Here is a 23278-nt window from a genome sequence, read left to right as displayed (position 1 = left end):
TCGCAGTGCCTTACCGGGACACCATCATGCGCGATCCGCTGTTCGAGATTCCTTGCATCACCATTGACGGTAACGAGACCACCCTGGCCGATTTCGGTGGCACCGTGCTGCTGGTGGTCAACACGGCCAGCCAGTGCGGCTTTACCCCTCAGTACAAGGGGTTGGAGGCGCTCTGGAAACAGTATCGCCAACAGGGGTTGGTGGTGCTCGGGTTCCCCTGCGATCAGTTCGGCCATCAGGAACCGGGCGACGAAGCGCAGATCGCTACTTTCTGCGAACGGAACTTTGGTGTCAGCTTTCCGCTTTTCGCCAAGGTTCAGGTCAATGGTGGTGACGCACATCCGCTGTTCGTGCAACTGAAGAAGCGCGCACCCGGTTTGCTCGGCAGCAAGGCGATCAAATGGAATTTCACCAAGTTTCTCATCGCTGATGGAGGTCGCTCGGTGGAGCGGTTCTCGTCGCGTACGGCTCCTGAGGCGCTCGCAGAGCGCATCGAATCCCTACTTTAATCATGCTGCGGCACTGCCTGACGCATGTGCCGCGCCTGTTCATCTGAATATCTGGAGTTGTTCGAGTGGATGCCGAGCTGAAAGCCTTTCTGCAACGTGCCGATGCGCTGATGACGCGCCTGGAACCCCTGCTGCCAGCGCCGAGAGCGCCAGTCGATTGGAGCAACAGCCTGGCGGCACGCTGGCATCGTGAAGGGCAGGGTGGTTATTTACAGCCACTGCAGGTGTCGCTGGACCTGAATCTGGCTGATCTGATCGGCATCGACCGACAGCGCGAGCTGCTGGCGAACAACACCCGCCAGTTCGTGTCGGGCCTGCCGGCAAACCACGTACTGCTCTGGGGCGCGCGCGGGACCGGCAAGTCTTCGTTGATCCGGGCACTGCTGGCCGAGCATGCACCGGCAGGTCTGCGCCTCATTGAAATCGAGCGGGATCATCTGGCTGACCTGCCTAAAGTGGTCGATCAGCTCGTCGGCCAGCCTCAGCATTTCGTGGTGTTCTGCGATGACCTGTCATTCGAGGCGGGTGAGGGCGACTACCGCGTACTGAAAAGCGTACTGGACGGTTCCCTGGAGCGAGCGCCGGAAAATGTGCTGCTGTATGCCACGTCGAATCGCCGGCATCTGGTCCCTGAGCGCCAGAGCGATAACGAGAATTGGCAGATGATCGACGGCGAACTGCATCCCAACGAGGCGGTGGAAGACAAAATCGCCCTGTCGGATCGCTTCGGGCTCTGGCTTTCGTTCTATCCCTTCAGTCAGGAGCATTATCTGAACGTGGTGCGGCACTGGATCGGCTCGCTGGCCGAGCAGGCCGGCCTCACCTGGAGCTGGGATGAGGCGCTGGAGAAAGATGCGATTCGCTGGGCCACGGCACGCGGTAACCGCAACGGCCGCTGCGCCTATCAGTTTGCGCGGCAGTGGGTAGGGATTCGTTTGCTCTGAAACTTGGGTTCAGACGCCAGATATAGCTGCAAGCGGGTGTGTTTGGCTTTCTGCTGCGCCGGGAATGATCGATTCGCCGCGGGCGGCCACCACGGAGTCGGCGTACCCGCTGCTCTTATAGGAGGGCCGCCCCGGCGCGAAGGCTTTTGGCTTCGGGGCAGGATGAATCAATCCGGCTGCTTCGCCTTCTTACCCATCTCGATGAGCTTTGCCGTCATGCGCTGCTCGCCCGGTAGCACGCTTTCCACCGAAGCAAGCCCTTTCATCCGGATGAAGTGAGCGGCCAGTGCCGGCCAGCGATTGGCATCAATCAGTGCGCCGCCATGTTCCATGTTGATCAGCTGGCAGGCGAAGGCGAGGTCCGCCATCGAAAGCTGGTCGCCGACAAAGTACGTTTTGTCGCCGAGTTGGCGCTCGAGATAGTCGAAGTGCGGCGGTAGCTTTTCGTTCAGAGCGGCCTGCACGCTTTCTTCGTTACAGGCGTGACCGGAACTTGGCTTCAGCACACGATTGCGGAAAACCCCGAAGGTCGTCAGAGGCGCTAGTTCGTAGTCGGCGTACTTCTCCAACCAGCGGATCTGCGCACGTTCCACCGCACTGTTACCGTACAGCCGAGCCGTCTGTTCGTACGTTTCTTCTAGGTACTGGCAGATTACGCTGGAGTCGGCGAGGCTGAGTTCGCCATCTTTGAAGGCTGGGATACGGCCAAGCGGGTTGAGCTGCAGATACCACTCAGGCGGTGTGAATGGCATGACGACTTCTAGCTGGTAATCCAGACCCTTTTCCAGCAGGCAAAGGCGTGCCTTGCGAACGAATGGCGACAGTGGGGCACCGAACAAGGTCAGGGACATTGATTTTTCTCCGCGGCAGGACAGGCGCGGCGGAACCGGTGAGTGGATGAGTATTGACGTGCGAAGCACCGGAGCACGATGCGTTCGCCGCTCAAGCCATTTCGTGCACTCGTCCGGGCCTACGCCTAGTAGATATTGTTCTTTTTCCAGTCATCTTCGCTTTCGAAGTTCTTCAAACCTTCGGCCAGCTCGCTGGGTTCGTCAAGCTTCGGTTGTTGCTGAGTCTGCTCGAGCTTGTTGGCATGGGTGTAGCTCGCTTCGAGCTGCGCCAGTTGGGATTGGAATTCGGCAGGGTTGGGTTGCTTGCGGACGTGCTGAATGCCGCGTTCGAATGCGAGACGAGCCTTGTGTGCACTGCCTTGCTTCAGAGCCTGCTGGCCGATATTGGTGAAATATTCAATATGCAACATCACCGTCATGTGCTGGATGTGCTGGATCCAGCGTTTGGCTGCAGCCGTATCGAGCTGGTTCTGCTTATTGGCCCAGACGATCTGCGCATAGAGGTCTTCCAGCCGCAGGCGAATTTCCTTCGCCTGAGCTTCTGTGTCTACTTTGACTGGTGTGTTCTGCACCTCGATCTCGTCGCCCTTGGCGACAGCGCTGCGCAGCGTGTCAACTCGGGCACTCACAGTGCTGTTCTTCTTGTCCAGCTGTAGCAGTCGTTCACCCAGATGCAGCTCCAGCCGCGCCAGCAACAACTTGAGCGCTGGCGTCATCATTTGGGCTGGTAGACCATCGGACAGATTGGCGCAGCGACGCATGCGATCGCCTAGCTCAGCTCGAACGCGCGCTTTCTCCAGGTTGTTCTTTTCGACGATCTGGTTGATCACACCAATGGCTATCAATATGAACAGGCCAGCAATGACCAATCCTGCAATCAGAACCGGGGACACGGGGCGCACCTCTCTAACCGGGCGGTTTCTGCCGAGTGTAGAGCGTTAGATGGCAAGCTGATAGCTCAAAAGCAGCTTCATTTAATCGACCTTTAAAAAATTTCAGCAAGGCGCTTGACGGCCCTATTCGAGCTCCATAGAATGCGCGCCACTTGCAGCGTGAAGCACAACACAGACGCTGGAAGCCGGAAGAAATATGAAGTTCCGGGCTGCGTCCCCTTCGTCTAGTGGCCTAGGACACCGCCCTTTCACGGCGGTAACAGGGGTTCGAGTCCCCTAGGGGACGCCATTTTTGTTGTAGATGTAACGCGGGAATAGCTCAGTTGGTAGAGCACGACCTTGCCAAGGTCGGGGTCGCGAGTTCGAGTCTCGTTTCCCGCTCCAAATAAGCTGCGAAAGGTCAAGACCAATCGCAAGCACAAAAAAAGCGACCTAGAGTCGCTTTTTTTGTGTCTGCAATTCCTGTCCGTTGTCACATCGAATGCCGGGCAGCCGCTCAAGCTCGACCCAAGCCCAGCATCGTTCAAAGCCCTGGCCAAACTCACCGAGCCCGTTACGGTCCTATCCTATAGACGCTCGTCGGCAGCGGGGCCCGCTTGGTAGAACGACCGCTCGGTCGGCCCCTTCGTCAGCTACGAGCGACGAAAAGATTTCGATATCGGGGCCTTCATCATGGCAAGCACTCAAAGCGCCGCAGCAACGCTGCGCTCGGCATGGATTGCTCATGCACAGGCAAATCCCGTCGTCGCGCTAGGGCTCATCGGTACGGTTCTGGTCGTGTTGATATTGCTCGGCGCCAGTGCTTACAGCGCATTTCAGAACGGCGATGAAAGCAATATCCGCTATGCGCTGCTCGGCGGCACGGCGGGCTTCGCGGCGACGGCGCTGGGCGCGCTGATGGCGATTGCGCTGGGCAATATTTCCACGCGCACCCAGGACAGCATGCTTGGCTTCGCCGCGGGCATGATGCTCGCGGCCAGTTCGTTCTCCTTAATCCTTCCGGGGCTCGCGGCAGCACGGGATCTGTTCGACAGTGGCCCTGCGGCCGCATTGACCGTGGTGGTGGGCCTCGGCTTTGGCGTGCTGTTGATGCTCGGGCTGGATTATTTCACGCCGCACGAGCATGAAAGCGCCGGTGCCTTCGGGCCTCATCACCAGCGCATGAGCCGGGTCTGGCTGTTCGTGTTTGCGATCATCCTGCATAACATTCCAGAAGGTATGGCGATAGGCGTGAGTTTCGCCAAAGGCGATCTGGAGGTTGGTTTACCGCTCACCACCGCGATTGCCATCCAGGACATTCCCGAAGGGCTGGCCGTTGCGTTGGCCTTGCGCACAACCGGCCTGTCCGCCTGGCGAGCGATACTGGTCGCGGCTGCGTCAGGCCTGATGGAGCCACTCGGCGCCGTGGTGGGCTTGGGGATATCCAGCGGTCTGGCTGTCGCTTATCCGGTCAGCCTCGGATTGGCCGCTGGCGCGATGATCTTCGTGGTATCGCACGAAGTGATTCCCGAGACTCACCGCAATGGTCACCAGACGCCAGCGACGGTCGGTCTGATGGGTGGTTTCGCGGTGATGATGTTTCTGGATACCGCGCTGGGCTAGTAAGGAAACATCGACCTGCCGGTTACCGATATCGCTGCATCGCCTCTGATGACGGCGCAAGTCTGGTCAAAGTTGCTCGAGCAGCCGCCGTGCGGCCTCTTGGCCACTGAGCCAGGCGCCTTCGACGCGGCCCGACAGACACCAGTCGCCACACGCATATAACCCAAGATGGGTATCAGCCAGCGCGCCCCATTCATGGGACTGGCTGGGGCGTGCATAGAGCCAGCGATGGGCAAGGGTGAACTCCGGTGCAGGTACGACGCAGTCGATCAGCTCGGCGAATGCGCCGTGCAGGTGCTCGATCACCGATTCTTTGAGCATATCGACGTGTTGTCGGCTCCAGGCGCTACTCGCATGCAACACCCAGGTGTCGAGATGATCGTCGCGTCCGGGTCTGCTGTGATGGCGGGCCAGCCAATCAAGGGCATCGTCCTGAACGAAACACGCGTCGACACTGGTTTCGAGCGGCTTGGCGAAGCCCAGAGCAACGGACCAGGTTGGTTCCATGGCAACGCTGGCGGCGACGGCGGCCAGCTTCGGTGCCGCAGCGAGCAATGTACTGGCCTGAGGGGCGGGAATGGCGATGACCACCTGACTGAACGGGCCGTGGTTGTTTCCCTCGGCATCGACAAGCGTCCAATATTCCTCGCCTCGGAAGACTTCCGTCACGCGGCAGGAAAGCTTGACCGGCAGCTCGCCAAGCAACCCGGCGGCAATTGCATCCATACGCGGGGTACCGACCCAGCGCAGCTGCTCGTCGGCCGAAGGAGACAGTTGGCCGTTACGCGACTGGTAAAGGTTGGGTGACCACTCGGCAGCCCAGCCCTCGGCTTGCCATTGATGGACGGTCTCGGTGAAACGACGATCGCGGGCGGTGAAATATTGGGTGCCGAGGTCGAGATGGCCAGCATCGCTGCGTTTGCTGGTCATGCGTCCGCCGAGTCCGCGGCCTTTGTCGAACATTTGGACGGACTGCCCTGCGGCACGTAGTGCCTGCGCTGCGGAGAGCCCTGCGATGCCGGTACCGACAATGGCGATAGGAGCTTTGCTCATGCTTACCTCTTTCGATAGCGCCGCCAGTCTCCGCTGCGCGACAACTGCGCTGGTTCGTTCGGTCCTGGTGCCGTTTGGAGAGCAAAACGGCGATGCTGATGCCTTCTCTATCCTCAAACAGACCGTAGGTTTTGCCTAGGGGTTCGGATCGATGAAGCGTGCGCGGCGTGCATATTTTCTTACGGACTGACGAGCGGTGGGGCCGGTGAGTAAGGCACGGGCGTGCTTTAAGTTGGGCCCGCTCATGAAGCTTCGTGTCATTGGTCTTGCTGGTCGCAGACGCTTCGTTCGTCAATAAGCCAAGCCTGCAGCGTCATCGACGCGACGCCGCCATTTGGTAGGCTCGTTAAAGCCCGACGAGTCAATGCGTTAGCGCGTAAAGGGATTGGTTGTAAGTTGGGAATAAGCCGGTACAATGGCGCCGCTCGCCGCCAGGCGGGTTTCGTTATGGTGGGCCCTGCCGGTCCCCTCGCAACGATCAGCCGTGAACCCGGTCAGGCCCGGAAGGGAGCAGCCGCAGCGGTGACATTGTGTGCCGGGGTGTGGCTGGTAGGGTTCACCTCCATAACGACGATCTCATTCCCCCTTATTTCTATCGTTCGATGCACCGACCTCTTTATGAGATTCGGCGAGTCTGCGTGCCCGCTTGTTTCTCATGATCAATGGCGGACGGGGGTCGAAAGCATAAAGCTCCGCCCCGAGCCGGGCCTCCTACAAAGGAGCCAACGCGCACCGAACTATTGTAGGAGGCGCGACCTCGCGGCGAATGCAGGCCGCAGGCCTGCCGTGATCTGTATTCTTCGCGAGTATCATCCAGGCTCGATTACCTGGCATCTCTCGTTCAAGGAGTATTGGTTTGTCGGTCAAAGCAAGCTGGGACATCTTCTGTGTGGTCGTCGATAACTACGGCGACATCGGCGTGACCTGGCGTCTGGCGCGGCAGTTGGTTGCCGAGCATGGTCAGCGGGTGCGTTTGTGGGTCGACGATCTCGATACCTTTGCCCGACTCTGTCCGGGTAGCAGCGCCACGGCCAGCCAGCAATGGCATGACGGTGTCGACGTGCGGCACTGGCTGCCCGAATGGCCTGGCGCCGAGCCTGCGGACGTGGTGATAGAAGCGTTCGCCTGCCAGTTGCCCGCCGCCTATATCGAGGCGATGGCCAATAGCGAGCGCCGCATTCTCTGGCTCAACCTGGAATACCTGAGCGCCGAGGACTGGGTGGTCGGCTGTCATGCTCTACCTTCGATGCAGCCCGATGGCCTGCAGAAGTACTTCTTCTTCCCGGGATTCGAGCAGGGCACTGGCGGCCTGATTCGCGAAGGTGACCTGATGGCGCGAAGGGAGGCGTTCCAGTGCGATCCGACGCTGCGCGAAGCTTTTCTGCAGAGCCTTGGTTTAACGGCAGAACCCGGCGCGCGATTGGTCTCGCTGTTCGCCTACGAAAACCCGGCCGTTGCGGGATGGCTCGATGCATTGGCGGTGGATATGCGCCCAACGCAACTAATGGTTCCTGAAGGTAGGGTCCTCGGCGATGTCGCACGCTGGCTAGGGGTAGAGCAGCTTCGAGCCGGCGATCGCCATAGCCGTGGGGCGCTGCAGATCGCTGTGCTGCCGTTCATGACTCAGAACGAGTACGACATGTTGTTGTGGTGCTGCGACTTCAACGCCGTGCGCGGCGAGGAATCGTTCATCCGCGCGCAGTGGGCTGGGCGCACATTGGTCTGGCACATCTACCCGCAGGAGGAAGATGCCCACTGGGTCAAACTCAACGCCTTCCTCGAACTCTATCTGTGCGACCTGGCGCCAGCGGTCGCCGTCGCGCTCAAGAACTTCTGGCATGCCTGGAACAAGGGCGAGGGGAGCGGGGCGGCCTGGTCCGACTTGCTCCGTCATGAGGCGGAGCTGATCGCTCATGCCGAACGCTGGACGCACAAGCAGGTTGCCAACGGCGATCTAGCCGGAAAGCTGGTGTTTTTTTACACAGATTGGCTATGATACGCGGCCTGTTTTGTCTCTAATCCCATCGGATATTCGTATGAAAACCGCACAAGAGTTCCGTGCCGGCCAGGTGGCCATCATCAACGGCGCACCCTGGGTCATCCAGAAAGCCGAGTTCAACAAGTCCGGCCGTAACAGTGCCGTGGTCAAGATGAAGCTGAAGAACCTGCTCAATGGTTCCGCTACCGAGACCGTATACAAGGCCGACGACAAGCTTGAGCCGGTGATTCTCGAGCGTAAGGAAGTGACCTACTCCTACTTCGCTGACCCGCTCTACGTCTTCATGGACGAAGAGTTCAACCAGTACGAAATCGAAAAAGACGACCTCGAAGGCGTGATGACCTTCATCGAAGACGGCATGACCGACGTCTGCGAAGCTGTCTTCTACAACGACAAGGTGATCTCGGTCGAACTGCCGACCACCATCGTTCGTGAAATCGTCTACACCGAGCCGTCCGTACGTGGCGACACCTCCGGCAAAGTCATGAAGACTGCCCGCCTGAAGAACGGTGCAGAGCTGCAGGTTTCCGCCTTCTGCGAAATCGGAGACTCGATCGAGATCGATACCCGTACCGGCGAGTACAAATCCCGCGTCAAGGCCTGACCTTCGCAGGATTGCAAAAAGCCCGGCGATGCCGGGCTTTTTTGTGGGTGGGTGAACAGGAACGGGAGGGTTGCCAGCGCCTTCGCGATTCAGCTGGAATCTCTTCCTGTTTCGGCGCGACCGCACCGGAACCCGGCGCGGAAAGTTGTGTGGCTCGTAGGACCGAGCTTGTTCGGCTTCTTCAATCTTGCGACCGAATGAATTCGGGCCCTACGGTGCAGCCGCAGAATGGTGTCAGAGGCTCAGTTGGCCCAGAGCCAGCCGACCATCAGATAGCAAAGGCCAGTCACCAGGAACACGCCAAAGATGTTCAAAGCGAAACCGGCCTTGATCATCGACTGAATGCTGACTTGACCGGTGCCGAACACGATGGCATTCGGCGGGGTCGCCACCGGCATCATGAAGGCGCAGCTGGCGGCGATGGCGGCGGGAATCGCCAGCATTTCCGGTGGCAGGCCCTGTGCCACGGCAAGCGCGCCCAGCAGTGGCAAAAAGGCGGCTGCAGTCGCGGTGTTGGAGGTGATTTCGGTGAGGAAGGTGATCACCAGCGCCACCAGGCCGATCATCAGAATCAGTGGGAGCATACCGAAGCCCTGCAGGCTTTCGGCAATCCACTCGGCGAGCCCTGAAGCGCCGATCACACCGGCTAGCGACAAGCCGCCGCCGAAGAGTAACAGAACCCCCCACGGGACTTTGTTGGCGGTATCCCAGTCCATCAGGAACACCCGGTTCTTCATGTCGACCGGGATGAGGAACAGGATTAGCGCCGCGGCGATGGCGATGCTGGTGTCGTTCACGCCATCGATGTACTCGACCAGAAACGGCTGGAAAATCCACGCCGCCGCAGCCAGGCTGAACACCACTGCGACCATTTTCTCTGCCTTGGACATGGGGCCGAGCGTAGCCATTTCCTGTTCCAGCATGGCGCGGCTATCTCCGCCGGCCAGTTTGAAACCGCCACGGGTCAGCCACCACCAGATGAACAGCAGCATGCCGACGCTGACCGGCACGCCTAGCAGCATCCACTGGCCGAAGCCGATATGAACGTCATAGGTGTCGCGCAGAAAAGCGGCGAGCAGGGCGTTGGGCGGTGTTCCGATCAGAGTCGCAATGCCGCCGACGCTTGCCGCATAAGCGATACCCAGCAGCAGGGCGGTGGCGAAGCGTGTGCCTTCTTTTTCCTCGCTGCCTTCAACGAGCAGGGCAATCACGGAAATGCCGATGGGCAGCATCATGATGCTGGTGGCGGTGTTGCTCACCCACATACTGATGAAGGCCGTGGCGATCATGAACCCCGCAATCTGCCGGCTGGGCGCGTTGCCGACGGCCAGCAGCGTCGCCAATGCGATGCGCTTATGCAGGTTCCAGCGCTGCATGGCCAGGCCAAGCAGAAAGCCGCCAAAGAACAGAAAAATTGTCGGGTTGGCATAGGGCGCGGTGGCCTTAGCCAGCGTATCGATACCCAGCAAGGGAATCAGCAGGATGGGCAGCAATGAGGTGGCCGGGATCGGGATGGCCTCGGTGGCCCACCAGACGGCCATCAACGCCGCCATACCGACGGTTAACCAGGCGACGTCCGAGAGCCCGCCAGGCGGATCGGCCAGGATGCAAAGCAACAAGAGCAGCGGTCCGAGAAAAAGGCCGATGGAGGCTGCCAGGGCCGCTTCTTTGTTCTCTGGTGAATCGGTCATGAAGGTTTCCTCTTTCGATGACCCGGCTGCGAGAGGGCGTAGGAAATCCGGGTCAAATGCAGCGCGGATTCTACAGCCATTAATTAGCAAGCGAATTAGTGGTTAGACTAATGATTAGTTTGCTAATTAATACGGACTCCACTGCTGGCCGATCACGATGACGTACTGCATCAAGCGATTTAGACAGCACTGCGCGGTGTGGTGCCGGCCTCTTGTCAATCCGTGCAGGCAAGCCGCAGTACGACAGGAGAAGCCTTGAGCGGCTTCAAACTGCCGCAGCGGGGGCAACGCGTAGGGTGGGGCTTCAGCCCACCGGGATTTTCAAGTTTGATTGGTGGGCTGAAGCGGAACGCCGCCCGGCCCACCCTACAAGCCGCCCAATCACGATGGCGTACCGCATCAGGAGATTCAGACAGCACTGCGCGGTGTGGTGCTGGCCTCTTGCCGATCCGTGCAGGCCGCAGTACGACAGGAGAAGCCTTGAGCGGCTTCAAACTGCCGCAGCGGGGGCAACGCGTAGGGTGGGCTTCAGCCCACCGGGATTTTCAGGTTTGATTGGTGGGCTGAAGCGGACCGCCGCCCCGGCCCACCCTACAAGCGGTAAGAGTTATCAGCTCGGCCGCACCTGCTTCAGCGTCTCGGCAATCATGAACGCCATTTCCAGCGATTGATCGGCGTTGAGCCGCGGATCGCAGTGGGTGTGATAGCGATCGGAAAGGCCGTCCTCGGTAATCGGGCGCGAACCGCCGATGCACTCGGTGACGTTCTGCCCGGTCATCTCGATATGAATGCCGCCCGGGTAGCTGCCCTCGGCGCGGTGCACGTCGAAGAACTGCCGCACTTCGGCGAGAACCCGAGCGAAGTCCCGAGTCTTGTAACCGCTGGATGCCTTCATGGTGTTGCCGTGCATCGGGTCCGAACTCCACAGCACCTGGCGGCCTTCGGCCTGCACCGTCTGGATCAGGCGTGGCAGACCTGCTTCGACCTTGTCGGCACCCATTCGCACGATGAGGTTCAAGCGACCCGGATCGTTCTCTGGATTGAGTATATCGATCAGGCGGATCAATTCCTCGCTGTCCATACTTGGCCCGACCTTCACCCCGATCGGGTTGCCCACGCCGCGCAGAAACTCGACATGGGCACCGTCCAGTTGCCGCGTGCGGTCGCCGATCCAGAGCATATGCGCCGAGCAGTCGTACCAGCCGCCGGTCAGGCTGTCCTGACGTACGAATGCCTGCTCATAGTTCAGCAGCAGCGCCTCGTGAGCGGTGAAAAAGCTGGTTTCGCGTAGCTGCGGTGCGTTGTCCATCCCGCAGGCGCGCATGAATCTGAGCGCCTGATCGATCCGCGCGCCCAGCCGGTGGTACTTCTCCGCCATCTGCGAGTTGGCGATGAAATCGAGATTCCATTGATGCACCTGGTGCAGATCGGCAAAACCGCCCTGGGCGAAGGCGCGCAGCAGGTTCAGGCTGGACGTGGATTGATGATAGGCCTGCAGCAGACGATCCGGATCCGGCACGCGGCTTTTCTCGTCAAAATCGATACCGTTGACGATATCGCCGCGGTAGGCGGGCAGGGTGACGCCATCGATGGTCTCGTTGCCAGAGGAACGCGGCTTGGCGAATTGCCCGGCCATGCGGCCGACCTTAATCACCGGGCAGCCCGCGGCGAAGGTCATGACCACTGCCATCTGGAGCAGCACCTTGAAGGTGTCGCGTATTTTCGGTGCGGAAAACTCGGCGAAGCTTTCCGCGCAATCTCCACCCTGCAGAAGGAAGGCGCGGCCCTGGGTCACCTCGGCGAACTGTCGGCGCAGCTCCCGCGCCTCGCCAGCGAATACCAGCGGCGGCAGGCTCGCCAGGGTCGCCTCGACACGCTGGAGATGCTCGGCGTCAGGATAGTCGGGCTGCTGCTGGATGGGTTTGTTTCTCCAGCTGGTCGGGTTCCAGGTATGGCTCATCGAATAGATTCTCTGCGCGAAAAGTGCGCGGATTTTACCTGATGCGCTGCGCCGTAGCTGATAGCCCTTGCCAATCAGGCTGCTAAGATGCGCCGACCGGTTTGGAGTGAGCGCAATGGACAAGCAGGAAGTAATGCTGGCCGAAGTACATGACGCTTTTGGCTTGATCCGCGTGCTGGAAGTAGGGGATTACCGATTTCTCGAGTTCGGCGCGGCGGTCGAGCAAAGCTGTGTGTTCACGCGAGACCCAAGCTGGTTGGAGTACGACTACACACGCGCCATGCTGATGGGCGGCCTAATGCATGCACAGCCCGAGACCGCCCTGTTTCTCGGCCTCGGCGCGGGGACGCTGACTCAAGCGTGCCTCGAATTCCTGCCTCTGGAAGACGTCGAGGCCATCGAACTGCGCCCGGACGTGCCGGAGCTGGCAATGCGTTATTTGGGCCTGCAGAGCGACTCGCGGCTCTACATACGCATCGGTGACGCGTTAGAGCTGCTCGACTCGGCCGAAACCGCCGATCTGATATTCGTCGACCTCTACACCGATGTGGGCCCGGCCGCGGCGCATCTGGCATGGCGCTTTCTCGAACGCTGTCAGCAGAAGCTGAACCCAGACGGTTGGCTGATCATCAATCAGTGGGGCACTGACGAAGACAAACCGCTTGGTGCTGCCCTGCTGCGCGGTCTGTTCCACCGCCATTATTGGGAGTGCCCGGTGAAGGAGGGCAATGTCGTACTGTTCGTTCCGGCCGATCTGGAGCAGATGCTCGATATACCCGCCTTGCGCGAGCGCGCCGCGACCCTGGCACCGCGTCTTGGTTATTCACTGGATTCACTAATCGATGCGCTACGACCAGCCAGTTAAAGGCAGGGAGGTCGCAGCCTCACGCCGCCCCGAGGCGAAAAGCAAAGGAAGCTGTTGCCAATTGGTTCGGAAAAGGCTCCGAGCCTTGTAGGGTGGCCGGGCGGCGTTCCGCGTTAGCCCACGCTGACCGCTTTGCACCAACCCCAACACTTAACGCAGACATAGCCAAAGCAAAACGCGGTCCCCCGCCGAGTCGCCACGAACTTAACCCACAAGACAAAATGCGCGCACAGCTTCACAGAATTCCGGTATAGTACGCGCCGGCTGAAACCCAGCCTGCGTTCAGGTACTGCAACACACGAAGCGCTGCTTCGGCTGCTGTCCGCTTCTCGCGGCTGTCCTAGACGATTCATCATTCAATACGTTTTCGCAAACCCCGCCGACCAGGCTGCCAGGGTGACCTTCGGGTTTTGCATGGCATGCGCAGCTTCGGAACATGGGTCTTTGCGGAGCATCAGGAAAAGACCCATGACCCAGGAAATCGGCGGCTTTGCCGCACTCGGTATTCATCCTTCTGTACTCGCTGCTGTTATCGCGGTGGGCTACGAAGAGCCTTCGGCGATCCAGAGCCAGGCTATCCCGGTAATTCTCGGCGGCCACGACATGATCGGCCAGGCCCAGACCGGTACCGGCAAGACCGCAGCCTTCGCGCTGCCCATTCTGTCCAAAATCGATCCGGCCAAGCGTGAGCCACAGGCGCTGATCCTCGCGCCAACCCGCGAACTCGCCCTGCAGGTCGCTACCGCGTTCGAAACCTATTCCAAGCAGATGCCTGGCGTTGGCGTTGTCGCCGTGTACGGTGGCGCCCCGATGGGGCCGCAGCTCAAAGCCATCCGCCAAGGCGCGCAAATTATCGTCGCCACCCCTGGCCGTCTGGTCGACCACCTAAGCCGCAACAGCGCGCTGCTGTCGACCATCCAGTACCTGGTACTCGACGAAGCCGACGAAATGCTGAAGCTGGGCTTCATGGATGACCTCGAAGTCATCTTCGAAGCCATGCCGGAAAGCCGCCAGAGCGTGCTGTTCTCCGCGACCCTGCCGCACTCCATCCGCGCCATCGCCGAGAAGCACCTGCGCGAGCCGCAGCACATCAAGATCGCCGCTAAGACCCAGACCGTCGCCCGCATCGAGCAGGCGCACCTGATGGTTCATGCCGACCAGAAAATCCCGGCCGTGCTGCGTTTGCTGGAAGTCGAAGATTTCGACGCGCTGATCGCCTTCGTACGTACCAAACAAGCCACTCTTGATCTGGCCGCTGCGTTGGAAGCCAAGGGCTACAAGGCTGCCGCACTGAATGGCGACATCGCTCAGAATCAGCGCGAGCGCGTAATCGAATCGCTCAAGGATGGTCGTCTGGACATCGTCGTCGCTACTGACGTCGCTGCCCGTGGCCTCGACGTGGCCCGTATCACCCACGTATTCAACGTGGACATGCCCTACGATCCGGAGTCCTACGTGCACCGCATCGGCCGTACTGGCCGTGCTGGTCGCGAGGGTCGCGCACTGCTGCTGGTCACTCCACGTGAGCGCCGCATGCTGCAGGTCATCGAGCGCGTTACCAACCAAAAGGTTGCCGAGGCCCGTCTGCCTAACGCCCAGCAGGTGTTGGATGCGCGCATCAAGAAACTCACCAGCAGCCTGTCGCCGCTGGTAGCTGATGCCGAAGCCAGCCATGGCGAACTGCTCGACAAGCTGGTTGCCGATATCGGCTGCAGCCCTCGTGCATTGGCCGCTGCGCTGTTGCGCAAGGCTACCAATGGTCAGGCGCTGACTCTGGCTGACGTCGAAAAAGAGCAGCCGCTGGTTCCGACCAGCAGCCCGCGTGAACGCGCTGAGCGTTCCGATCGTCCAGAGCGCAGCGGTGACCGTGAGCGTCGTGCGCCGATTCCGCTGGCCGAAGGTCGCGCCCGTTGCCGTACTCCGCTGGGCGCCCGCGACGGCATCGCCGCCCGCAACCTGCTCGGCGCCATCCTCAATGAAGGCGGCCTGGCCCGCGAAGCCATCGGCCGCATCCAGGTGCGTGACAGCTTCAGCCTGGTCGAGCTGCCGGAAGAAGGCCTGGAGCGTCTGCTGGGCAAACTCAAGGACACCCGCGTCGGCGGCAAGCAACTCAAGCTGCGTCGCTATCGCGAGGATTGATCGTCCTGAGGTGATCAAAGGGGTGGGCTTGATAGCCCACCCCTTTTTTGTTTCACGACCCTACCGTTTTCAAGGAGGCCTGCTAACGAGCGCACCCCAAAAAAAGCTTCGCCCCGACGTCGGGCCTCCCACAAAAAGCACGCTGCCCCAACACTGCTTGTAGGAGGCGCGCCCCCGCGGCGAACGCGCACTCTATGCAGCTCAAAAGCAGAAAGCTTCGCCCCGAGGTCGGGCCTCCCACAAAAAGCACGCTGCCCCAACACTGCTTGTAGGAGGCGCGCCCCCGCGGCGAACGCGCACTCTATGCAGCTCAAAAGCAGAAAGCTTCGCCCCGAGGTCGGGCCTCCCACAAAAAGCACGCTGCCCCAACACTGCTTGTAGGAGGCGCGCCCCCGCGGCGAACGCGCACTCTATGCAGCTCAAAAGCAGAAAGCTTCGCCCCGAGGTCGGGCCTCCCACAAAAAGCACGCTGCCCAACACTGCTTGTAGGAGGCGCGCCCCCGCGGCGAATGCGCACCCTATGCAGCTCAAAAGCAGAAAGCTTCGCCCCGAGGTCGGGCCTCCCCAAAAAGCACGCTGCCCCGACACTGTTCGTAGGAGGCGCGCTTGCGGTGAAAGGATGGTGCAAAGCGCGGCAGTTTTTACCTATTACAACCAAACTGCATCCCAATGCGGATAATCGCCGATCCGCTCTACCAGCCCCGCCCTTAGCGGATTGGCAACGACATATCTCGCCATCGCCTGAAGATCCTCATCCTTGCGCAACGCGCGATCATGAAACCCATCCTGCCAAATCCGACCGCCGATATGCCTCGCTGATATCGACTTCACCCGCCCTACCAGTCGCGACAATGATTCTTGTCGCAACTCCAGCAGCCAATGCAGATGATCCGGCATCACAACAAAAGCTAATGTTTCGTGCGAGTCCCGTGCCGCATCGTCTCGCATGACGCGAATCAGCTCCCGAGCAGTGAGGAAGTCCTGGAAGATTGGCCGGCGATGTTTTGTAACTGCCGTGACCAGATAAATCTGTCCTTCATTGGACCATCGACCCGCACGTAGTCGGCTTGATGAAAAATAAGCGCCCTTGCTCATTCGAACTCCTTGTTATCTAGCCCGCAGCGTAGTGCCAATGCCTCACCCTGGCCGTGCCTCCCGCACAAAACTCAAACCCACCCCACACCCTCTTGTAGGAGGCGCGCCCTCGCGGCGAAAGCGACCCTTATGCCAGCACAAGAGCAAAGGCCTCGCCCCGAGGTTGGGCCTCCCACAAAAAGCACGCTGCTCGACGCTGTTGTAGGAGGCGCCCTCGCGGCGAATGCGAACCCCATGCCAGCACAAGAGCAAAAGCTTCGCCCCGAGGTCAGGCCCCAACAAGAGCAAAAGTATCCGAACTGCTTTCATGGGCGAGCCTACACCCAGACCATGCACCAGCTGTCAATGACCCTTACCATCGTCCAGGCTGTTCAAACTCTGAACAACATGCTACAAACGAACGCAACCCAAATGATCTAGCCGCTTGAAAACGAAGGGAAAACCATGACCAAGTCGGAGTTGATCGAGCGTATCGTCACCCAACAAGGGCTGCTTTCGTCCAAGGATGTGGAACTGGCAATCAAGACCATGCTTGAGCAAATGGCCCAAGCACTGGCGACCGGAGACCGTATCGAAATCCGCGGCTTCGGCAGTTTCTCTCTCCATTACCGCGCCCCGCGCGTCGGCCGTAACCCCAAGACCGGCCAGTCCGTCCCGCTCGATGGCAAATTCGTCCCGCATTTCAAGCCGGGCAAAGAATTGCGTGATCGGGTGAACGAAGAAGAATAACGAGCGCAGTCGCACTCATAATCTCTCTCTTAGAAGTCGCAAAATTTCAGCGTGAGCGAACTTTCCGGCTTAACCGTGCACTAACTCCGGTTCGCCTGCTTTGCATTGAAGCGCATTTATAACAAGGAGTTGGGATGACCGTGCAGTACCAAACCTCCACAGCTGAAGAGATAGACCTAGTCGAGCTGTTTCGGGCGCTTTGGCGTCAGAAGCTTCTGATTCTCGGAATAGCGGCGGTCGTTACGCTTATCGCAGCCGCTTACGCTTTCCTTGCGACTCCTTACTACCAGACAAGAACTTATCTACGCCCCGTCCCTCAGAGCAGCCTGGATCAACTCAACGAGACCGGCATCTACAAGCTCACCCCGGAAGAGGCCATCAACAGAGTAGCCGGTGCGCTTTCATCCTATGACAACCGGCTCGACTTCTTTCTGAATAACCAAGAGCTTTTCCAGCAGATTGAGAAGCGTGGCGACTCGCTTGAGCAGGCATTTGCCGATTTCAACGAAAACGCCTTCGAAATGCTCTTTCCTGATCCCAAGCGCACGGACAACCGAAGCGCCTTCGTCGGGCTTAGGCTGACCTACCCTAAAGGAATGGATGGCGCTGCGGTGGTCAATGGCTTCGTCGCGCATGTACTTGAGCTTGAGCGTCGCGAAATCGCGGAAGACCTTGAAAGCCTGATCAAAAACCGCTTGGCCAGCCTGGATATGAACATGGAGGCTCAGCGCGCAAGTTATTCGGCTACTAAAGAGGCGAAGATCGCAGCGCTGCTGGAAGAGGACGCCTTGAAGCGCGCCGAATTACAGGATGAACTCACAGCGTTACGTGTCGAGCTCAAGACCCGTCGAATGAACCGTATTCAGGAGCTTAACGAGGCGATCACAATTGCTGAATCACTTGGGATTCGTACCCCAACAAGCCCATCAGCTATGACGGCATCACCTCCTAGCGGTACTCAGGTCATTCGCACCGAGGTTACCAATCAGAAAGCGCCGCTTTACTTCATGGGTACCGAAGCACTAACTGCCGAGCGCGATGCGCTTGCAGCTCGGACTTCCGACGACTTCATAGAACCCCGCATCGCTGAAATTCAGTCGGAGCTGGCCATGCTCAAGCACAATCGGGAAGTAGAAATCCTGAAGGAGCGTGATGGCGAAGATCTTTATCTAACCAACCTCGCCGAGCTGCGTGAAGAAGCCGCCCGCCTGAAAGGCATCAAGCTAGACACGGAAAGGTTGAGGCTGGTCCGATTGGATCAGCCAGCTCTGCAATCTCTCAACCCAATCAAACCTAAAAAGACCATGATCCTGGCGTTAGGCATCGTGTTCGGTGGGATGCTGGGTGTGTTCGTCGCGCTGGTACGCAGCCTAGTAGCACGTAACAACGAACCAAACACCGCTCTTCGCTGATCAATAGGCTGTTGACGCTCCAGCAGCCTATTTACTCTGCATTGCCCGCATCGCGCGGACATTCCATCGCCCGCTACTGCTCAGTTCTAAGCATTCGCCGCGAGGTCGCGCCTCCTACAACCTTGGCGACACCTCACAGCTCTTGTGGGAGGCCCGCCCCCGGGGCGAACGGGCTCAGGTAGCTGGCATCGTCATGGACCATGAACCCAACCCCCTAGCATTTCCATGAAGCACGCACTGCCCCCCGGGCAGGCCTGCGTTTGCATTCGCCGCGAGGGCGCGCGCCCTACAAATCTTGACGATACCTCGCAGCTTCTGTGGGAGGCCCGCCCCCGGGGCGAAGCTCTTCGCTTGTTAGGCAACCGGCTAGCTCAACGACTTCTCTCGAAAGCCCTTAATAGATACCACTCGTCACCTGCGGCGTTTTGCCCTTCGTCTCCTTTAATCGGTCCGCTTGTTTTTTGTGATCTAGGTGGCAAAATGCCAACCCGCTAAAGGTTGGATGGAACTTTTCAATCTTTTTCAGATCGCGCAGCCTTTCGCTGCGCTGCCTAACCGACGAGACGGAATTCGACGTGAACGCTGTAGTCCCCCCGCAACACCTTCATTCTGCTACCCATGATGAAATTGATCTGGTCCAGCTCGTCAGCGCGCTATGGAAGCAAAAAACGCTGATCATCGCAGTGACCATCCTGGCTGGCCTCATTGGGCTTGCTTACGCCATGCTTACAACGCGCTACTACACAGTCCAAAGCGTATTGCGACCAGCAGCGATCAAGGATCTGGACGAACTCAATCACCTGGGTATCTACAAGCTGTCACCGAAGCAGGCATTGGCCGAAGTTGGCGCTGCGCTCGATTCTTACGAAAACCGCCTCGGTTTCTTCCGCGACAATCAGCAGCTCTTCGCTGATTTGGCCCAGCCCGGCCGCAGCCTGGAACAAACCTTCGAGTCCTTTAATGATGACGCATTCGAGCTGCTGCAGCCTGATGCTAAAAAGGCCGAAAGCACCACTCCCTTCATTGGCATCCAGCTGACCTACCCGCAGGACCTCAACGGCGTCCAGATCGTCAACGGCTTCGTGCAGTACTCACTTAATAATGTACGTCAGCAGGTCGCAGCCGATCTCGACACCCTCATCGGCAATCGACTCAGCCAATTGGAAAAGAACATGGCTGCCGCTCGTGCCAACTACGAGGCGAGTAAAGAAATCAAGATCGCCAAGCTGAGCGAGGCGGACGCCCTCAAGCGCGCCGAATTGAACGATGAATTGGCAGCGCTGCGCCAGCAACTGAAAACCCGCCGTGACAACCGCATCAATCAACTTAACGAGGCGATCCGCATCGCAACCTCGTTGGGTATCAGCAAACCCACTACGCCTTCATCCCTTGGCGCCGCCGAAATCACGGGCCAAGGCAGCGTGATCCGTACTGAAGTCAACAATCAGCAAATTCCGCTCTACTTCATGGGCAGCAATGCGCTCGAGGCCGAGCGTAAAGCGTTGCTCGCGCGCCGCTCCGATGACTTCACCGAGCCGCGCATTGCCCAGATCGCCCGCGAGCTCAAACTGCTCCAGCACAACCGCCAGATCGAAGTGCTCAACAGTCGCGAAAACGAAGACTTATTCCTCAAAGACCTCGCCACTTGGCGCGAGGAGGCCGCACGCTTGCGTGCCCTGCAGTTCGATACCGAATCGCTCAAGTTGGTCTCCATCGACCAGGCTGCGGTAGAGCCGAGCCGGCCCATCAAACCTAGGAAGGCGCTGATCGTCGCGCTCGCCTTGGTGCTTGGCGGCATGCTCGGTTTGTTCATCGCACTGGTGCGAAACCTGCGTCGTCCGGTCGTTACGATCTGACCATCCATCCGTCGGATTGCTGCTGATAACTCGGCAGCTCCGAAACTCGTTTAGAATCCCGCTTTATTTTTTCAGCGGGCACGTGACTAGTTTGTCGCGCGCATTGGGTGACATCGTTAAAGGAATAACCATGAGCTATCCACAAATAGAACATCACGGCGCCAAGGACGGCGTTACCGGCTCCTGCCACCAACTGCGCATGAACGCCACCACCAGCTTGCTGATCGACTGCGGGCTGTTCCAAGGCAACGACGCATCGATCCCTGATGAGCCCGGCGCGGATCGCCTCTCCATCGAATTCCCGCTGGATACCATCAAAGCGCTGGTCGCCACCCACGTACATATCGATCACGTCGGGCGCATTCCTTACCTGCTCGCGGCAGGCTTCGATGGTCCCATCCTGTGCAGCGAGCCTTCCGCGAAGCTTCTGCCGATCGTGCTGGAAGATGCCTTCAAGCTTGGCTTCAGCCGTGATCAGGTCCAGATCGAGAAATATATCCGCCTCGTCGAGCAGCGGATCATCGCGCTGCCGTATCAGCAATGGTTCACCCTGGCCGATAGCGACGAATTGCTGGCGCGCATACGGTTGCAGCGTGCTGGACATATCCTCGGGTCGGCCTATGTCGAAATCGATCTGACTTACTCGCAAACAGGGGAGAGCAAGCGCGTAGTCTTTTCCGGCGACCTCGGCGCGCCGCACGCACCTTTCCTGATGCCGCCCGAATCACCGGAGCGCGCCGACATCCTGGTGCTGGAAAGCACCTACGGCGACCGCCTCCACGAAGACCGCGCCAACCGCCGAAAGCGGCTCGAAGCCGTCATCGAACAAGCCCTCGAAGACCAAGGCACTGTCCTCATTCCCGCATTCAGCATCGGCCGAACCCAAGAGCTGCTCTACGAGCTTGAAGAGATCATCAACAAGGCCCGCCCCAACACCGCACAACCCCCTCTCCCCCCTGGGGAGAGGGCTGGGGTGAGGGGGCCGGCGAACAACACCGACGCCAAGTCCAACACCGAAACAAACTGGCCCGAACTCCCCGTCATCCTCGATTCGCCACTCGCGAGCCGCTTCACCGAGACCTACCGAAGCCTAAAACCCTTTTGGAACCAGGAGGCCCGCGACCGTATCCAGTCCGGCCGCCGCCCGCTGGCCTTCGAGCAACTGATTACCATCGACAGCCACAGCGACCACCAACGCATCGTCCAGCATCTGGCCCAGACCGCACGCCCGGCGATCGTCATCGCTGGCGGTGGCATGTGTAGCGGTGGCCGTATCGTCAATTACCTCAAAGCCATGCTGGGCGATAAAAGGCACAACGTCCTATTCGTTGGCTACCAAGCCAAGGGCACGCCGGGACATGTCATCCAAACCTACGGACCTAAAGGCGGCTACGTAGACCTGGATGGCGAACGCATCGATATCTGTGCTGGCATCACAAGTATCGGCGGCTACTCTGCGCATGCGGATCAGAAAGGGTTGGTGGAGTTTGTGACCGGAATGCAGCAGTGGCCGAGTGAGATACGAGCGGTACATGGGGAGGTTGGGGCGAAGGGGGTGTTGTCTGCCCAGTTGAGTAAACAATACGCATACAAAGGTGAAACAGTGCACGTCGTTACCTGACGCATACTTCTAACGGAGCGGTAGCGGACCAAGCCAAAGGCGAAAGGCCGCTGAGTTCAATTTTAATCATTTAGATGGATGTAATGATGGTCAGCTTGCAAGAGATAAAACTCGCCATTATCGGCTTGGGCTACGTCGGCCTGCCGCTAGCTGTGGAATTTGGGAAGCAGCGTGCCGTGGTGGGTTTCGATATCAACAACCCGCGCATTGAAGCTTTACAAGGAGGTCACGATGCTACTCTCGAAGTTAGCGATGACGAACTTAAGCAAGCTGAACATCTCACCTACACAGCGAAACTCGACGACCTTAGAGATTGCAACGTATTTGTCGTTACTGTGCCGACGCCTATAGACGAGCATAAGCAGCCAGATCTCACACCGCTGATTAAAGCTTCCCAGAGTATCGGTAAGGTGTTGAAGAAGGGCGATATTGTCATCTACGAATCCACGGTATATCCGGGAGCTACCGAGGAAGACTGCGTACCGGTCTTGGAAAAAGTGTCTGGCCTGCAGTTCAACGTTGACTTCTTTGCCGGATACAGTCCAGAGCGCATCAACCCAGGCGACAAAGAGCACCGGGTCACCACCATCAAGAAGGTTACCTCAGGTTCTACTCCCGAAGTCGCCGATTTGGTTGATAAACTTTACAACCAGATCATTACAGCCGGGACCCACAAGGCTACTAGCATCAAGGTCGCTGAGGCCGCTAAGGTCATTGAGAATACCCAGCGCGATCTAAATATCGCCTTGATCAATGAGCTTGCAATTATCTTTAACAGGATGGGTATCGATACCGAGGCAGTACTCCAAGCTGCAGGAACCAAATGGAACTTCCTGCCTTTTCGCCCAGGCCTGGTCGGCGGTCACTGCATCGGGGTAGACCCGTACTATTTGACTCATAAAGCCCAAAGTATCGGTTACCATCCCGAAATTATTCTTGCTGGTCGCCGCCTTAACGATGGCATGGGCGCATACGTTGTGTCGCAGCTGGTCAAAGCTATGCTGAAACGTCGAATCCACGTCGACGGCGCACGAGTGCTCGTACTAGGGCTTGCGTTCAAAGAAAATTGTCCAGACCTACGTAACACGCGGGTAGTGGACATCATCAGCGAATTGGGTGAATACAACATTGCGGTTGACGTATATGACCCTTGGGTCAGTGGCACGGAAGCCCAGCATGAATACGGAATCACGCCAATAACCGAACCGGCAATCGACGCGTACGATGGTGTCGTGCTCGCTGTAGCGCATAACGAATTCCGTGATTTGGGCGCTGACAATATACGTCGGTACGGCAAGGCTGAACACGTACTATATGATCTAAAGTATTTGCTGAGCGCTGAAGAGTCCGACCTGCGCTTATAAATGGCCTGAGCAGGTGGCCCGGTCACGGAAAACTCGAGAGGAGGGAATGTTCAATTTACGGTTCCCTTCACTGCTCCCTTTAAGAACAAGT

The 23278-nt window shown here is 58.8% G+C and carries 17 protein-coding genes, 2 tRNA genes, 1 other RNA gene and 1 pseudogene; 15 read left to right on the top strand and 6 right to left on the bottom strand.

Annotated features, from left to right (window positions below):
* Positions 1–26 precede the first annotated feature (26 nt).
* The gene (locus tag GYM54_RS07045; protein WP_197446012.1) at positions 27–509 is read left to right on the top strand and encodes a glutathione peroxidase; all 483 of its coding nucleotides are present in this window, start codon (positions 27–29) and stop codon (positions 507–509) included.
* Positions 510–619: 110 nt separating this feature from the next.
* On the top strand, positions 620–1453 hold the full coding sequence (locus tag GYM54_RS07040; protein WP_219853029.1) for an ATP-binding protein: 834 nt from the start codon (positions 620–622) through the stop codon (positions 1451–1453).
* Positions 1454–1620: 167 nt separating this feature from the next.
* Here GYM54_RS07040 and GYM54_RS07035 read toward each other — a convergent pair whose 3' ends face one another.
* Both GYM54_RS07035 and GYM54_RS07030 read right to left on the bottom strand, forming a co-directional pair.
* A complete protein-coding gene (locus GYM54_RS07035; RefSeq protein WP_181100917.1) occupies positions 1621–2304 on the bottom strand; it encodes a glutathione S-transferase family protein in 684 nt (227 codons plus the stop codon).
* A gap of 125 nt (positions 2305–2429) precedes the next feature.
* Entirely contained in the window at positions 2430–3197 is a 768-nt protein-coding gene (locus tag GYM54_RS07030; protein ID WP_197446011.1) for a hypothetical protein, read from the bottom strand.
* Between the two features lie 213 nt (positions 3198–3410).
* Between GYM54_RS07030 and GYM54_RS07025 the strand changes: the two genes are divergently transcribed.
* The 3 genes from GYM54_RS07025 to GYM54_RS07015 all read left to right on the top strand — a co-directional run bounded on the left by GYM54_RS07025 (position 3411) and on the right by GYM54_RS07015 (position 4799).
* Positions 3411–3486 (top strand) — tRNA-Glu (locus GYM54_RS07025).
* Positions 3487–3505: 19 nt separating this feature from the next.
* Positions 3506–3581, top strand: a tRNA-Gly gene (locus tag GYM54_RS07020).
* Between the two features lie 288 nt (positions 3582–3869).
* Complete coding sequence (locus tag GYM54_RS07015) at positions 3870–4799, top strand: ZIP family metal transporter (RefSeq protein WP_181100921.1); 930 nt, start codon at positions 3870–3872, stop codon at positions 4797–4799.
* 66 nt (positions 4800–4865) lie between these two features.
* Here GYM54_RS07015 and GYM54_RS07010 read toward each other — a convergent pair whose 3' ends face one another.
* The gene (locus GYM54_RS07010) at positions 4866–5852 is read right to left on the bottom strand and encodes an NAD(P)/FAD-dependent oxidoreductase (protein ID WP_181100924.1); all 987 of its coding nucleotides are present in this window, start codon (positions 5850–5852) and stop codon (positions 4866–4868) included.
* 458 nt (positions 5853–6310) lie between these two features.
* Here GYM54_RS07010 and ffs point away from each other — a divergent pair.
* From ffs to efp, 3 genes are all read left to right on the top strand, one after another.
* Positions 6311–6407, top strand: an RNA gene (gene ffs, locus GYM54_RS07005) — signal recognition particle sRNA small type.
* 301 nt (positions 6408–6708) lie between these two features.
* The gene (gene earP, locus GYM54_RS07000) at positions 6709–7848 is read left to right on the top strand and encodes an elongation factor P maturation arginine rhamnosyltransferase EarP (RefSeq protein WP_197446009.1); all 1140 of its coding nucleotides are present in this window, start codon (positions 6709–6711) and stop codon (positions 7846–7848) included.
* A gap of 40 nt (positions 7849–7888) precedes the next feature.
* The gene (gene efp, locus GYM54_RS06995; RefSeq protein ID WP_003296422.1) at positions 7889–8455 is read left to right on the top strand and encodes an elongation factor P; all 567 of its coding nucleotides are present in this window, start codon (positions 7889–7891) and stop codon (positions 8453–8455) included.
* Between the two features lie 242 nt (positions 8456–8697).
* Here efp and GYM54_RS06990 read toward each other — a convergent pair whose 3' ends face one another.
* Both GYM54_RS06990 and GYM54_RS06985 read right to left on the bottom strand, forming a co-directional pair.
* On the bottom strand, positions 8698–10146 hold the full coding sequence (locus tag GYM54_RS06990) for a DASS family sodium-coupled anion symporter (protein ID WP_197446008.1): 1449 nt from the start codon (positions 10144–10146) through the stop codon (positions 8698–8700).
* 610 nt (positions 10147–10756) lie between these two features.
* The gene (locus tag GYM54_RS06985; protein ID WP_197446007.1) at positions 10757–12106 is read right to left on the bottom strand and encodes a class II 3-deoxy-7-phosphoheptulonate synthase; all 1350 of its coding nucleotides are present in this window, start codon (positions 12104–12106) and stop codon (positions 10757–10759) included.
* A 115-nt stretch (positions 12107–12221) separates the two neighbouring features.
* Here GYM54_RS06985 and GYM54_RS06980 point away from each other — a divergent pair, with 115 nt between their 5' ends.
* Together GYM54_RS06980 and GYM54_RS06975 are read left to right on the top strand one after the other, a co-directional pair.
* Positions 12222–12971: a spermidine synthase gene (locus GYM54_RS06980; RefSeq protein ID WP_181100935.1), complete on the top strand. Its 750-nt coding sequence runs from the start codon at positions 12222–12224 to the stop codon at positions 12969–12971.
* Positions 12972–13407: 436 nt separating this feature from the next.
* Positions 13408–15110 (top strand): annotated as a pseudogene (locus GYM54_RS06975) (DEAD/DEAH box helicase).
* A gap of 648 nt (positions 15111–15758) precedes the next feature.
* Here the strand turns inward: GYM54_RS06975 and GYM54_RS06970 are convergent.
* The gene (locus GYM54_RS06970) at positions 15759–16205 is read right to left on the bottom strand and encodes a transposase (protein ID WP_197445960.1); all 447 of its coding nucleotides are present in this window, start codon (positions 16203–16205) and stop codon (positions 15759–15761) included.
* Between the two features lie 444 nt (positions 16206–16649).
* Here GYM54_RS06970 and ihfB point away from each other — a divergent pair, with 444 nt between their 5' ends.
* The 5 genes from ihfB (at position 16650) to tviB (ending at position 23187) form a co-directional block, all read left to right on the top strand.
* Positions 16650–16934, top strand: a complete 285-nt coding sequence (ihfB, locus tag GYM54_RS06965; RefSeq protein ID WP_045164450.1) for an integration host factor subunit beta — start codon at positions 16650–16652, stop codon at positions 16932–16934.
* A gap of 134 nt (positions 16935–17068) precedes the next feature.
* Complete coding sequence (locus GYM54_RS06960) at positions 17069–18346, top strand: Wzz/FepE/Etk N-terminal domain-containing protein (RefSeq protein ID WP_197445961.1); 1278 nt, start codon at positions 17069–17071, stop codon at positions 18344–18346.
* A 575-nt stretch (positions 18347–18921) separates the two neighbouring features.
* Complete coding sequence (locus GYM54_RS06955) at positions 18922–20202, top strand: Wzz/FepE/Etk N-terminal domain-containing protein (protein WP_197445962.1); 1281 nt, start codon at positions 18922–18924, stop codon at positions 20200–20202.
* Positions 20203–20332: 130 nt separating this feature from the next.
* Positions 20333–21823 (top strand): MBL fold metallo-hydrolase, encoded by a 1491-nt coding sequence (locus GYM54_RS06950; protein ID WP_197446001.1) that lies wholly within the window; start codon positions 20333–20335, stop codon positions 21821–21823.
* An 86-nt stretch (positions 21824–21909) separates the two neighbouring features.
* Positions 21910–23187 carry a Vi polysaccharide biosynthesis UDP-N-acetylglucosamine C-6 dehydrogenase TviB gene (tviB, locus tag GYM54_RS06945; RefSeq protein ID WP_197445963.1) on the top strand — a complete coding sequence of 426 codons (1278 nt, stop codon included), beginning with the start codon at positions 21910–21912 and terminating at the stop codon, positions 23185–23187.
* The last annotated feature ends 91 nt before the right edge of the window (positions 23188–23278 follow it).

Origin of the sequence: Pseudomonas sp. MTM4 (genome assembly GCF_019355055.1) — a bacterium.
Lineage (GTDB): Bacteria > Pseudomonadota > Gammaproteobacteria > Pseudomonadales > Pseudomonadaceae > Stutzerimonas.
This window is presented reverse-complemented; position numbering and strand designations above follow the sequence as displayed.

Coding starts and splice junctions, on each gene's coding strand:
- GYM54_RS07045 (WP_197446012.1), top strand. CDS start 27: ATGCGCGATCCGCTGTTCGAGATTCCTTGCATCACCATTGACGGTAAC.
- GYM54_RS07040 (WP_219853029.1), top strand. CDS start 620: ATGACGCGCCTGGAACCCCTGCTGCCAGCGCCGAGAGCGCCAGTCGAT.
- GYM54_RS07035 (WP_181100917.1), bottom strand. CDS start 2,304: ATGTCCCTGACCTTGTTCGGTGCCCCACTGTCGCCATTCGTTCGCAAG.
- GYM54_RS07015 (WP_181100921.1), top strand. CDS start 3,870: ATGGCAAGCACTCAAAGCGCCGCAGCAACGCTGCGCTCGGCATGGATT.
- GYM54_RS07010 (WP_181100924.1), bottom strand. CDS start 5,852: ATGAGCAAAGCTCCTATCGCCATTGTCGGTACCGGCATCGCAGGGCTC.
- efp (WP_003296422.1), top strand. CDS start 7,889: ATGAAAACCGCACAAGAGTTCCGTGCCGGCCAGGTGGCCATCATCAAC.
- GYM54_RS06990 (WP_197446008.1), bottom strand. CDS start 10,146: ATGACCGATTCACCAGAGAACAAAGAAGCGGCCCTGGCAGCCTCCATC.
- GYM54_RS06985 (WP_197446007.1), bottom strand. CDS start 12,106: ATGAGCCATACCTGGAACCCGACCAGCTGGAGAAACAAACCCATCCAG.
- GYM54_RS06980 (WP_181100935.1), top strand. CDS start 12,222: ATGGACAAGCAGGAAGTAATGCTGGCCGAAGTACATGACGCTTTTGGC.
- GYM54_RS06970 (WP_197445960.1), bottom strand. CDS start 16,205: ATGAGCAAGGGCGCTTATTTTTCATCAAGCCGACTACGTGCGGGTCGA.
- ihfB (WP_045164450.1), top strand. CDS start 16,650: ATGACCAAGTCGGAGTTGATCGAGCGTATCGTCACCCAACAAGGGCTG.
- GYM54_RS06960 (WP_197445961.1), top strand. CDS start 17,069: ATGACCGTGCAGTACCAAACCTCCACAGCTGAAGAGATAGACCTAGTC.
- GYM54_RS06950 (WP_197446001.1), top strand. CDS start 20,333: ATGAGCTATCCACAAATAGAACATCACGGCGCCAAGGACGGCGTTACC.
- tviB (WP_197445963.1), top strand. CDS start 21,910: ATGGTCAGCTTGCAAGAGATAAAACTCGCCATTATCGGCTTGGGCTAC.